Source organism: Alicyclobacillus suci, assembly GCF_017329615.1.
GTDB lineage: Bacteria > Bacillota > Bacilli > Alicyclobacillales > Alicyclobacillaceae > Alicyclobacillus > Alicyclobacillus suci.
Map to the genome: position 1 here is coordinate 1 of NZ_JAFMTW010000011.1, position 12,994 is coordinate 12,994.

The following is a 12,994-nucleotide window of genomic DNA, read 5'->3' on the forward strand; positions in this document are numbered from 1 at the left end:
CCCCCCCCCCCCCCCCCCCCCCCCCCCCCCCCCCCCCCCCCCCCCCCCCCCCCCCCCCCCCCCCCCCCCCCCCCCCCCCCCCCCCCCCCTTTTTTTTTTCAACCACAACACGGCATACGCCATCGCTCAGTGTCTCGTGGGCTCGGAGATGTGTATAAGAGACAGGGGATTGTGGGCGGGGGCGCGTTGGGGAAGTTCGCCATGTGGCGGCGGATGCGATTGTCGCGGTTTTAAAGGAAGGAAAAGTGCCGCTATTACCTCCGTATGGCGCGGATGACGACGGCGAGTTTTTCAATTTGAATGCGGATACGACCGCCGCCCATATCGCACGTGCTGTCGCCGCCGACAAGTTGCTATTATGCACGAATGTCGCTGGTGTCTTTGCGGATTTTGAGCGCGGAAAACAACTTTATGACGTCACAGCGTCCGACTTACGGCGGCACCTCGCGGCAGGCGACTTTTCGGCTGGCATGATTCCGAAGGTACAAGCGATGCTGTTTGCCGCCGATTGCGACATTCCCGAGGTGTGGGTTGTCGATGGCAGCGACGAGGATAGCCTTTTGTTCGCTATCGGCCATGCGCCAACGCCAGTTAGCTCCAACCGCACTCAGTATGGGACCCGCTTGGTCGCGCTGCCCACTAACGCGCAGACCTCGGCGCCTGCGCATGGATGATGGATCCGCAACGGTGGGGGTGGCTTGGGCCAGGTGGTGCGGGGCGTGTGCAGTGCCTGGGTGCCGGGGAGCGCAGTGATCGAGAGTATATAAGGCAATTTGTCTGCTTTATTTTCAGATATTCGGTCGTTTCAGTGAACTTAAGACACGCAAAATGCTCTATTGACTCAAAGGCTCCCGATAGAGGATGAAAATCGAGTCATAAACATGGAGGTGCATTGATCCCGATGAGCGCAATGACACAGAGTGACCTGGCGCAAAGTAATGCACTGTTTAACAATTATGGTCCGCGGGCGTTGCAGATGGTCCGGGGCGAGGGCGTCTTTTTATACGATGATGCAGGGAAACAATATCTCGATTTTACAGCGGGTATCGCAGTGTGCAACTTGGGGCACGCGGATAAGGGGCTCGCGGAAGTGATTGCGAAACAGGCGGGGACGTTATTACATACGTCCAACTTGTTCCTCATCCCTGGTCAGGTGGCGTTGGCGCAAAAATTGGCTGATTTAGCGAGGCTGGCCGAAGATGCGAAAGTGATGTTTGTGAATAGTGGTACAGAGGCCAATGAAGCGGCATTGAAATTGGTGCGCAAGTACCATGCAAGCGTCGTGGGCAAGGCGCGCACGAAGGTACTGTCGCTGCCGAATGCGTTTCATGGGCGGACGATGGGGGCGTTGTCATTAACGCCGAAGGCTGCATATCATGAGGGATTCACCCCGCTGGTGCCAGATTGTGTGACGCCGGAGACGCTTGCGGATGTGCTGACGGCGATTGATGAAGACGTTGCTGCGTGTATTGTCGAAGTCGTGCAGGGAGAGGCGGGGGTTTATCCACTTGCCACAGACTACCTGCAGGCGCTTGCCAACCGACTACATGAGGTGGGGGCGCTATTGATTGTCGATGAAGTTCAAACAGGCGTGGGCCGGACCGGAAGTTTTTTTGCGTATGAACAAGTCGGTGTTCAGCCAGACATCATTACGTTGGCGAAGGGGCTAGGCAACGGGGTTCCGGTGGGTGCTGTCATTGCGCGCGCGTCCGTTGCGGCCGCTTTTTCTCCAGGGAGCCACGGATCTACATTTGGTGGCAATCCGCTAGCGATGGCCGCAAGTAACTACGTAGTCGACACGGTGACTGCGAAGGGATTTCTCGATGGCGTGTGCCAAGTTAGTATAGCGTTAGAACAAGTGTTGCGGCGGTACTTTACGAATGTATCCGGGCGGGGCATGATGTGGGGATTTGACGTGGCAGATGCCAATACCTTCGCCAAGCAAGCCATGGAGCAAGGTCTGTTAGTGACCAAGTGCAGTGCGACGAGGATTCGGATTGTCCCTCCGCTCATTTTGCAGGAAGCGCATGTCGAAAGGTTTGAGCGCATAGTGCAAAAGCTTGCCTAACGTTGTATAAAGTTGCAAATAAAAATCCGAAGCGCGGGCTCGTGCCTGCTGCTTCGGATATGGAAGCTTGCCATGGAATTTGTGAAAAGACCTAATCATCGGGCTTCTTTGAAGGCTTGGAAAGCCTCGTAATGTTGTGTATAATATACCATGGCTACCTCATCGCAGTGGTAAAACTTCTTACAGTAAATGCAGTCCTTCCAGACTTTATGCGGCAGATTCTCTTTGCGGATGACGTGGAAATTCAGCTTCTCGAAGAACCCCGTTTGGTACGTTAGTGACAATACTTGTGGTATCCCTAGGTGCTCGGCTTCGCGAATCAGGTGTTCGACGACTTTCCGGCCTACGCCTTTTCCGTGCACGTGTGGCGCGACCGCCAGCGAGCGAATCTCGGCGAGGTCTTTCCAGAGCACGTGGAGACCGGCTACACCGATGACCTGCCCATCCTCTACGGCAACTGTGAAGCATTGCAAATGTTCACATAATGATTTGATGGTCCGTGGAAGCATGAGTCCAACGTCCGCAAACTGTTGTATAAGTTGTTGCATACTCTCGACATCCGTTGATGCCGCTTTTCGGACTTCCACGTGAGGAGCCCCCTTTCAACCTTGCATATATTTATAACATGCGATAGCATTGTTATTCAATATATCGTATATTATTTCAGTCCGAGCGCGTGGATTCGTCGAGAAAATTTCAATTGACGCAAGTATAGAGATAGTGTCAAACTATTTTGCAAAAAGGAGTGGCGGATGTGGACTTGAATGCGTTGTCGATGGACATACATCGTGAACATGATGCATGCGGAATTTTCTCACAAATACAGAAATCGGGGCAGCCTTCAAAAGACACGGTCCAGAACGGATTGGACGCACTCAAGGCGATGCGCCACAGGGCTGGCTATGTCGCTGGAGAAGGAGACGGGTGTGGCTTATTGTTGGATATCCCTCGCGCTTTGTGGAAGGCTCGTTTTGACTCTGCGGGGCTTGACTCGACATTTGTCGATGCGCCAGGATTTTTTGTTGCACACATCTTTCTCGATTCGGAACAAAGTGAGCCATTGCAGTTGCACGTGGATACTGAGTTTAAAAACTGCGGCGCACGTGTGCTGATGCGCAAGACAGACGGCGCGAACCGTGAGGCGCTGGGTAAAATGGCACAAGCAGTGTGTCCGGTATTTTACCAAGTGGCTGGCCTGTTGGATGACGCAGACGACGAACTGCTTGCGAGCCTGTTTACGGCGATTGATGATATTTCGGGTGTTCATGTGGCGTCGCTATCCCATCACAGCGCGGTGTATAAAGTGATTGGAAACGATGAGACGCTCTATCGTTTCTATGCGGATTTGCAACATCCGCTGTTTCGTTCGACATTTGTACTCGCACATACGCGTTATTCGACGAACACGACCACGTCGTTTCCGCGCGTACAGCCGTTTTCGTCGCTGGGGCACAACGGTGAAATCAATACGATTTTGCGGTTCTACACTGAGTCGTCGATGATTGGCGTACCAGTGCGGCCCGATTTCAGCGATTCACAGATGGTGGACAGGGCGCTTTTGTCGTTCGTCTCAGAGCGAAAGTGGTCGCTGTTTGAAACAGCGGAACTCCTATTCCCACCGATTGTCCACGAAATCAAACAAATGTCAGATGAATTATCTGACTTATACATGTATTATCGCTCCATTTGGGGGCCGTTCGCCCAGGGGCCGGCAGGCGTGATGATGCGGCACGGAAACTCCGCCGTCTATAGCGTCGATGCGTTGGGACTGCGGCCAATGTGGTTAATTGAGACGGAGAGCGCATACTGTTTCAGTTCGGAGCAAGGTATTGTTCCGCAGTCAACGTGGGTACGCGAGCCCAAGCCGCTTTCACCAGGTGAAAAGATTGGCGTCAAATGGGATGAATTTGGTACACAGCTCTACCTGTATCACGAATTGCAGCAAGAGGTTTTAAACGCGGCAAAGCGTCGGTTCCAGTTCCGTGGGGAGCATCGCAGTTTGCATTTTGCGGCGCCATATGGACAAAAAACCGAGGTTTTGCACCCAGAGCGCGATGAAAAGCCACTTGACATTCGGACGCTCGCCTTTGGATTTCGCGACGACGACATCAAGTTGATTGAGCAGGAGATTCAGACGGGGGCGGAACCGATTAAATCGCTTGGCTTTGACAGTCCGCTCGCAGCGCTGTCGCAAGAAGCGACCTTATTGTCTGATTTCATGCACGAGACCGTCGCAGTCGTGACCAACCCCGCGATTGACCGCGAGCGGGAGATTGAACACTTTAGCACGCGGGCCGTTCTCGGACGCAGGCCGTCGTTTGATGGATTGTATCAAGATGCGCCGCGCATTGAGGTACATGCGCCAGTGCTCTTGGAGGAACTTCCGAAGTCGTATGGACTGGAGTTTCAAGAGATGCAGAATCTTGCGCATCGCAATGGCACCATTTGCTATGAGGACGCCCTCGCGATGTTGCATACGAGCCCGCATGGAACGGTTGAGATTCTGATTCATCGCGAGGAAGGCGAGACCATTGAAGCAGCGTTGCAGCGCTTCCAAGTAGAAGCGCTGGAGGCGGTGCAGGCCGGCGCCAACGCGATTGTGCTAGATGACCGGTTGCAGTTTAAGCGTGGGCACCATATAGATCCGTTCTTGGTCACCGCCGCCATTCACAAAGCGCTGTTGCGCCCTGCAAACAAGAGCAAAGGCGAGCACTTGCGTCGGCGGACGAGTTTGATTTTGCGCAGTGGCGGGCTTCGCAATCTCCACGACATCATGGTTGCGCTCGGGCTCGGTGCCGATGCAGTCGTCCCGTATCTGATGTGGGAGACTGCTGCTGCGAGAGGTGACATGCACGGTGTGGAAAACCTGTACAAGGCGCTGACGAAGGGCATTGAAAAGGTGATATCCACCCTGGGTATCCACGAACTTCGTGGATATGAACGCCTGTTTAGTGCCATCGGCTTGTCGGATGAGGTGAGCCAATACCTTGGTATTCCGTCGTTCTGCGGATCTGATGAGGCGGGGCTGACGTTCGACCGACTCGAGGCGCAGTCGGCACTGCGCGAGGAGTGGTATGCGGCGAATGACAGGAAGTCGATTCGGCCAAATAAGTTGTTCCAACTCTATCCGCGCATCTGGAAGTCGGCAGGTTCTGTCGCACAGGGTGACGTTTCGTATGACGAGTACGTCACAAAGCTCAACGCGTTCGAGGTGGATAACCCGTTGAGTCTGCGCCACGTGCTCGGTCTCGACGAGGCGCAGGAGGCGGTGGACGGTCCAATCGACACGACAATAGATGGGCATCAGTATCCGCTACTCATCAGCTCAATGTCGTTTGGTTCACAGAACGAGGTCGCTTATCGTGCGTATGCGGAAGCGGCGTACCGGTTGAATATCGTCTGCGTCAACGGCGAAGGCGGAGAGATTAAGGATTTGCTGACCAAGTATCCGCGCAACCGCGGACGTCAGATCGCTTCTGGGCGCTTCGGTGTTAACGCCGACTTGTGTAACGGCGCCTATGTGCTTGAAATCAAGATTGGGCAAGGGGCGAAGCCTGGTGAGGGGGGGCACTTGCCGGGATCGAAAGTGACCGTTCAAGTCGCAAACGCGCGGAACGCGACTCCGGGTGTTGATCTTATCTCTCCTTCGAATAATCACGACATTTATTCGATTGAGGACTTGGCCCAGGTGATATACGAACTGAAGGAAATCAACCCGTTTGCCAAAGTGTCGGTCAAGGTACCTGTTGTGCCAAATATCGGTACGATTGCTGTCGGTGTCGCGAAGGCCGGCGCTGATGTCATTACCTTGTCAGGGTTTGACGGCGGTACGGGTGCGGCGAGAGCGCACGCCATCCGGCACGTGGGCTTGCCGATGGAAATCGGCGTGAAAGCGGCGCACGAGGCACTGTGTGAAGCGGGACTGCGCGATGTCATCGAGATTTGGGCGGACGGCGGCATGAAATCCGGCTTCGATGTAATGAAAGCCATCTTGTTGGGTGCGAACCGCGCTGGTTTTGGCACGATGGCGATGGTCGCAATCGGCTGTACGTCTTGTCGCGCTTGTCACAAAGATACGTGTCACGTCGGGATTGCCACGCAGATGCAGGATATGGAAGAGGCTGCGGCCAAAGGGCTCAAAGCGTTCGCGCCGCGTGAATTCGAAATGGCCACGCAACAACTCGTCACGTTCTTCGATGCGGTCGGTAAACATGTCGCGCAGTTGACGGCGAAGCTTGGCGCCAATCGGACGCAAGATTTGGTTGGGCGCAGTGATTTGCTCGTGCAATTACAGGAAGAGACGCGCGTCGATACGACGTGGTTGCGGTCGGTCAACGAGGTTCATCTCGGTCGTGGAACAAGGGTTCGGCAGCGGTCGTTTGAGGAAGCGTACGGGGATGTTCTCCAGGAAATCCACGCGTATGCTGCAGCGACGGGCACGGATGGTGTCGCTGTACACGGCGCGACGGCGGGGGTGTCGACGCAAATTCAGGCTGTGCCGCGCGCACTGGGAATTCGCGAGAGCGGCGACGCCATTCGCAGCGGGCGCACGGGAGAACCTCGCCATATTGTGCATGACGGTGTCGCGGGGGCTGGCTTTGCCGCTTACCACACGGTTGGAATGACGAGCATCGCGTACGGTGGTGCTCAGGACGGTGTCGGCAAGGCGTCGTTTGGTGGCAAGATTCTCGTCTTCAAGCGCAGATGTGCGGATGGTCAATGGCGCGGCGGATCCGTCGGCAAGGGGCTGGCGTATGGTGCGGGTCATGGGTTGTTCATCGTGCAGGGCGATGCGGACGCGCGTGCGGGGATTCGCCTTTCTGGGGCAGATGTCATTATCGGTGGTGAAGTCACGGAACCGGTGCGCGATGATTTTGCGAGCATCGCGACTCGCGCGAACATGAAAGGTTTCGCGTTTGAGTACATGACGGGCGGTCGGGCTGTCGTCATGGGGGACCCGGGTCCGTGGATTTGCTCCGGGATGACGGGTGGCCGAGTTTACCTTCGGTATCAGCCAGAGCTTGGATTGGATGAAGCGGCATTTCGCCGGCGGATTGCCAAGGGGGCGAAGGTCGCCATCCGGTTTGTGGACGCGACGGGCGAGAAGGATTTGATTGAGCTGTTGGGCACGTATCAGCGGGAATTGCGAAAGCACGGTCAACCTGAGGCCGCGAAACGACTACAGCCTTTGATTGACCATCCTGGCATGCACTTTATGATGATTGAGCCTGCTCATGAGATCACAGATCAGGATATTGCGACAGAATAACTATCAAGGTGATGAAGGCGCCGAACCTCCATGGATGGGGGTTCGGCGCCTTTTTGTGGAGGTTTTAAAATTTTATGCATAAGGAATCATACAAGCATTTGATAACTATACATACTCGTGTATAATAATTCATATGAAATAGAGCGAACCAGGTTAGCTGGGCGTATAGAAGGGAGTTTTACGGCGTGGCGATATCGGAAGCAGCCAGTGAAATTGGGCGGGGGTCTTCGGCGATTGTGCCGTTGGGATCAAATTATTTATCCGTCCGCCTTCAAAATGCACTCTGGGAGGCACACCAGACGCTTGCCGGTCGGGACCTCTTACACTTTAGCGATTTGACAGAACGCGAATTGGAGAAAATCCTTCGCCTGTCACAGGTGCTGAAGGAGGCACAGAAGACGCATTTTACGCACCGGCTGCTAGCCGGTAAGACAATTGGCCTGATTTTTGATAAATCGTCCACGCGTACGCGTGTTTCGTTCGAGGTCGGGATGTTGCAATTGGGGGGACACGCGCTGTTTTTACCAGGCAACCAACTGCAAACCGGGCGTGGAGAGCCGATTTCCGACACGGCGCAGGTGATGTCTCGCTATGTCGATGGCGTGATGATTCGAACGTTCCGGCAGGCGGATGTCGAGACCTTTGCCGAGTACGCGACGGTGCCGGTCATCAACGGATTGACTGATGAGTTTCACCCGTGTCAGCTACTGGCGGATGCCTTGACGATTCTCGAGCATATGGGTGGGTTACGCGGTGTGACCGTGGCGTACGTCGGAGACGGAAATAACCTCGCCAATTCGTGGTTACAAGCGGCTCCGAAACTCGGTATGAATATTCGGGTGGCCACACCACCTGGTTATAAACCGCTGGCGCATGTTGTGGAAGAGGCCAAATTCCACGCGGTACACAATCATACGCAGGTACTGGTTACCACAGACCCCATGCGAGCCGTCGACGGTGCGGACGTGATTTATACCGATACTTGGGTGAGTATGGGTGACGAGGCGGAGGCCCAGGTGCGGTTACCTCAATTTGCGGGGTACCAAGTGAACGAGGAATTGTGCAAATTGGCGAAATCCGATCATATCTTCATGCACTGTCTGCCAGCACATCGCGGCGAAGAAGTGTCTGAAGAGGTTATTGATGGGGAACACTCTGTCATTTTTGATCAAGCTGAAAATCGTTTGCATGCACAAAAGGCGATTATGGCCGCATTGATGGCGGACGCCGGGGCATTTGGGGAGGATTTGTGATGAAGGAAAAACTCGTATTGGCATACTCAGGGGGCTTGGATACCTCGGTGTCCATCCCGTGGATAAAAGATCACTATGGATATGATGTTATCGCCATGTGCGTCGACGTCGGCGAGGGCAAGGACTTGGATACGGTCCAAAACAAGGCCGTGAAGGTCGGCGCGATAAAATCATATCAGATTGATGCCAAATCCCGTTTTGCAAAGGAGTTTATCGCACCTGCACTCAAGGCGAACGCCCTGTATGAGGGCAAGTATCCGCTGGCATCCGCGCTCTCCCGCCCGTTGATTGCGCAATTGCTCGTTGAGGTGGCCGCGGCGGAAGGGGCGGTCGCCGTGGCGCACGGATGCACGGGTAAAGGGAACGACCAAGTTCGTTTTGAAGTCTCCATCAACGCATTGGCACCTGGGGTCAAAGTGGTCGCGCCGGTACGCGAGTGGGGATTCACGCGCGACGAGGAAATTCGCTATGCCCATGAGCACGGTGTGCCCATTCCAGTAAATCTCGACAACCCGTTCAGCATCGACGCCAACTTGTGGGGGCGGGCGATTGAATGTGGGGTACTGGAAGACCCGTGGCAAGCAGCGCCGGAGGAGGCGTTTGAATGGACGGTTGCGCCAGAGGCCGCACCGGATACAGCTGAGACGGTTGTCATCGGGTTTGAGCAAGGGGTGCCCGTGTCGCTGGACGGCCAGCCGCTAGAACTCGCTCAACTCATTGCCCAGTTGAATGAGATCTGCGGGAAGCATGGGGTGGGCCGGATTGATCACGTCGAAAACCGCCTCGTCGGCATCAAATCGCGCGAGGTGTACGAGTCCCCGGCGGCACGCGTCTTGATTATGGCACATCAGGAGTTAGAGCACCTGACGCTGACGCGGGAAGTGCTGCAGTACAAGATGGGGCTGGAACTGGAATATAGCAAACTGATTTATAACGGCCTGTGGTTCTCGCCGCTGAAGTCTGCGTTTGATGCGTTTATCGACGCGACGCAAACGCACGTCACGGGTGAGGTGCGCGTGAAGTTGTTCAAGGGCACTGCGCAAGTGACGGGCAGACAGTCTGCGAACTCGTTGTACCGCCACGACTTAGCGACATACACGACGGGTGACCGTTTTGACCACATGGCGGCGGTTGGGTTCATCTCGCTGTGGGGCTTGCCGACGACGGTTCATGCGACGCTGCACAACCAGCAAGCGGGTACGCCGAAACTTGAGGGCTTGGGCGTCTCCGTCGTAGCATCCGATGTAGCAGAGGGGACTGTGGTATGAAGCTTTGGGGCGGGCGATTCGCCGAAGATACCGATGAACTGGTGTTGAAGTACACCGCTTCTATTTCCTTTGACGAGCGCCTATGGCCGTACGACATTAAAGGTTCCATCGCACATGCGCGAATGCTGGCGCAATGCGGTATTATCAGCCCTGCCGAGGGGCGTCAGATCATCGAGGGATTGGAAAACTTGGCCGAGGACATCGCGGCTGGAGAGGTTACGTTTTCGCTTGATGACGAGGACATCCATATGAACATTGAGCGGCTGTTAACCGAACGCATTGGTGCTGTTGCAGGAAAATTGCACACGGGGCGCAGCCGCAACGACCAAGTTGCACTCGATATGCACATGTTTGTTCGTGACGCTGTGACGACGGTGGCCGACGCTGTGAAAGAATTACAAACTGCGCTTGTGCGTCAGGCCGAAAATCACATGGGGGTTATCATCCCCGGTTTCACGCATCTGCAACGCGCGCAGCCGATTCTCTTGTCGCATCATTTGCTCGCGTATGTCTGGATGCTGGAGCGGGATAAATCACGGTTGTCTTTTGTCGCAGACGAGGTGGACCGCATGCCGCTCGGTGCAGGGGCGTTAGCGGGGACGACGTTCCCGATTGACCGGAAACAGGTCGCGAATGAATTGGAATTCTCGTCACTCTATGAGAATTCGCTGGACGCGGTGTCGGATAGGGATTACTTACTCGATTTCCTTTTTGCCATTTCGACAATTATGACGCATTTGTCGCGATTGTCGGAGGAACTCATCTTGTGGTCGACGGAGGAGTTCGGCTGGATTGAGTTGGCGGATGAATTCGCGACAGGGTCAAGCATGATGCCGCAGAAGAAGAATCCGGATGTGCCAGAGCTCGTGCGCGGCAAGTCCGGACGGGTATTTGGCCACCTCATGGGGATGTTGACGGTGCTTAAAGGATTGCCGCTTGCGTACAACAAGGATCTTCAGGAGGACAAGGAGGGTGTGTTCGACGCCATAGACACGGTGATTCCCGCACTCAAATTGATGGCAGGCAGCATTTCGACCATGCGCATTCGCGCCGGACGTTTGGCCGACGCCTTCGCCCGCGACTTCTCAAATGCGACCGACCTCGCTGACTACCTCGTCCGCAAGGGCATCCCGTTTCGCCAGGCGCATGCGATTGTGGGACAATTGGTGCAATTGGCCATTTTGCAGGGCACCAACCTGAACGGACTCGATTTGGGCACGATGCAGGCCGCGGCGAGTGTCATCGAGTCCGACGTCTACGAACTGCTGCAACCGGAGACTGTGGTGGCGGCTCGCCAATCTCGTGGTGGCACAGCGCCGACAGCCGTACAACTGCAACTGGCGCTTGCGAAGGAGCAGTGTGGGTTGGAGTGATGGGGATGCGGCGCGGGGCCGGCTCTGCCGCCGCATCCTACCGCGCGTTACGCCTTTGAAAACCGCTGATGTATCCTCCGCTGGGAAGCAATTTGATCTAAAATCTATCGATGTAATCGATTGCATTGAGTTTTTCGACAATTTTCCCTTCACCAATTCCTGTGAACTGCGGTATGATAAGCGAAATGAATTTTATAGCGATGATAGAACAGCGGATGCAGAGGCGCGCAGGTGCGCGACCCGTTTGGTTTGCATCGATGTAGGAGTGGAGCAATGTGCTTGTAGTGCAGAAGTATGGGGGGACGTCGGTCGGATCGACCGAGCGGATTCGCCTCGTCGCACAGCGTATCCAGAACACGATAGCACGTGGGCACCAGTGTGTGGTGGTTGTGTCTGCGATGGGGCATAGCACCGACGCGTTGGTGGATTTGGCTAAGGAAATCGCCGATGTGCCGGACGCGCGCGAGATGGACAGCCTCTTGGCGACGGGAGAACAGGTGTCGGCTAGTTTGCTCGCCATGCGCCTTGTTCACCTGGGCACACCCGCGCAGTCGCTCACTGGGTGGCAGGCGGGCATTGCAACGGAGGATGTGCATGGCAATGCGCGCGTCACGTCGATTGAGACGGCGCGTCTGCGACAGTTGATTGACAGTGGTATCACGCCGATTGTGACAGGGTTCCAGGGGATTGCAAGCGGGAATATCACGACGCTGGGGCGGGGCGGATCAGATACGAGTGCGGTGGCGTTGGCTGCTGCGTTACATGCGGATATGTGCGAGATTTATACGGATGTTGATGGCGTTTATACGACAGATCCGCGCGTCGTTCAGGCTGCTCGCAAGCTCACGGAGGTGTCTTACGACGAGATGCTGGAACTCGCCAATTTGGGCGCACAGGTTTTGCATCCGCGCGCGGTGGAAAATGCGAAACATTTTGCTGTGCCGCTGGTGGTGAGATCGAGTTTTTCCGATGAGGAGGGAACGTGTGTCGTGGCGATTACAGAACAAACATTAGAAGGCCGCCAGGTGGTCACTGGTATCGCGTTTGAGCGTCAGGTGGCGCGCATTGCAGTGATTGGCGTGCCGCTGCAGCAGCATGGGTTGGCGACCATCTTTTCCGAGTTGGCGTCGCATGGCGTCAATGTGGATGTCATCGTCCAGAGTGTGGTAGACGCTGCAGCGGTCGACGTATCGTTCACGGTTCATGAGCCGGATTTGACAAAAGCCGTTGGCATTGTGGAATCGCTTCAAGACTCGCTGCACTTCGCGCGGGTGGAGCGGCAGTCCGATTTGGCGAAGGTGTCGATTGTTGGCGCGGGCATGATTAGCAACCCTGGTGTCGCGGCGCGGATGTTCGTGACATTGCGCGACGCCAATATCGCGGTTCACATGGTGAGCACCTCGGAAATCAAAGTGTCGTGCGTCGTGCCGGCGGACGATGTCGAGCGCGCCGTGAAGGCGCTGCACGTGACGTTTGTCGAGGCCGATGCAGAGGCGTCATTGTCGGAAGCGGAATCGGCTGTGAAGTGATGGTCACACAGCCGGGAAATCTTAAAAATTGATGAGTTTTCTGCGAAATCCCGGGTCTTGAGGCGCGTGCATCTTGACCGATGTGTAGATTCTCTATTAGTCTGAACAGTGTAGAAATTTTACGTTGCATGACTGGCGGAAACGTGGGTCACCACAGGGGAGTGCAACGATAGACATGCCGGCCGCCTGGGCACTCGAAGTTTTCGGAGCTGCCTTTGGTGGCCTTTCCTGTAT

7 protein-coding genes, 1 pseudogene and 1 riboswitch are annotated in these 12,994 nt (G+C 55.4%); of the genes and pseudogenes, 7 read left to right on the plus strand and 1 reads right to left on the minus strand.

Annotation, left to right across the window (positions count from 1 at the left end; all coding sequences use genetic code 11):
* Nucleotides 1-185 precede the first annotated feature (185 nt).
* Nucleotides 186-674 (plus strand): annotated as a pseudogene (locus J3482_RS07740) (amino acid kinase family protein); the annotation flags it as partial.
* A gap of 227 nt (nt 675-901) precedes the next feature.
* The gene (locus J3482_RS07745) at nt 902-2,068 is read left to right on the plus strand and encodes an aspartate aminotransferase family protein (protein ID WP_236018016.1); all 1,167 of its coding nucleotides are present in this window, start codon (nt 902-904) and stop codon (nt 2,066-2,068) included.
* Between the two features lie 95 nt (nt 2,069-2,163).
* Here the strand turns inward: J3482_RS07745 and J3482_RS07750 are convergent, their stop codons facing one another.
* A complete protein-coding gene (locus J3482_RS07750; protein WP_146821967.1) occupies nt 2,164-2,655 on the minus strand; it encodes an N-acetyltransferase in 492 nt (163 codons plus the stop codon).
* Nucleotides 2,656-2,843: 188 nt separating this feature from the next.
* On the opposite strand from J3482_RS07750, the gene J3482_RS07755 reads away from it, so the two are divergent.
* The 5 genes from J3482_RS07755 (at nt 2,844) to J3482_RS07775 (ending at nt 12,760) form a co-directional block, all read left to right on the plus strand.
* Nucleotides 2,844-7,337: a glutamate synthase-related protein gene (locus tag J3482_RS07755; protein WP_146822063.1), complete on the plus strand. Its 4,494-nt coding sequence runs from the start codon at nt 2,844-2,846 to the stop codon at nt 7,335-7,337.
* Between the two features lie 185 nt (nt 7,338-7,522).
* On the plus strand, nt 7,523-8,590 hold the full coding sequence (gene argF, locus J3482_RS07760; RefSeq protein ID WP_146821968.1) for an ornithine carbamoyltransferase: 1,068 nt from the start codon (nt 7,523-7,525) through the stop codon (nt 8,588-8,590).
* Complete coding sequence (locus J3482_RS07765; RefSeq protein WP_146821969.1) at nt 8,590-9,858, plus strand: argininosuccinate synthase; 1,269 nt, start codon at nt 8,590-8,592, stop codon at nt 9,856-9,858. Before argF ends, J3482_RS07765 begins: the two co-directional genes overlap by 1 nt.
* A complete protein-coding gene (argH, locus tag J3482_RS07770; RefSeq protein ID WP_146821970.1) occupies nt 9,855-11,231 on the plus strand; it encodes an argininosuccinate lyase in 1,377 nt (458 codons plus the stop codon). The genes J3482_RS07765 and argH overlap by 4 nt, the downstream gene beginning before the upstream one ends.
* Before the next feature lie 275 nt (nt 11,232-11,506).
* Nucleotides 11,507-12,760, plus strand: a complete 1,254-nt coding sequence (locus tag J3482_RS07775; RefSeq protein WP_146821971.1) for an aspartate kinase — start codon at nt 11,507-11,509, stop codon at nt 12,758-12,760.
* 118 nt (nt 12,761-12,878) lie between these two features.
* A riboswitch (ZMP/ZTP riboswitch) is annotated at nt 12,879-12,959 on the plus strand.
* The last annotated feature ends 35 nt before the right edge of the window (nt 12,960-12,994 follow it).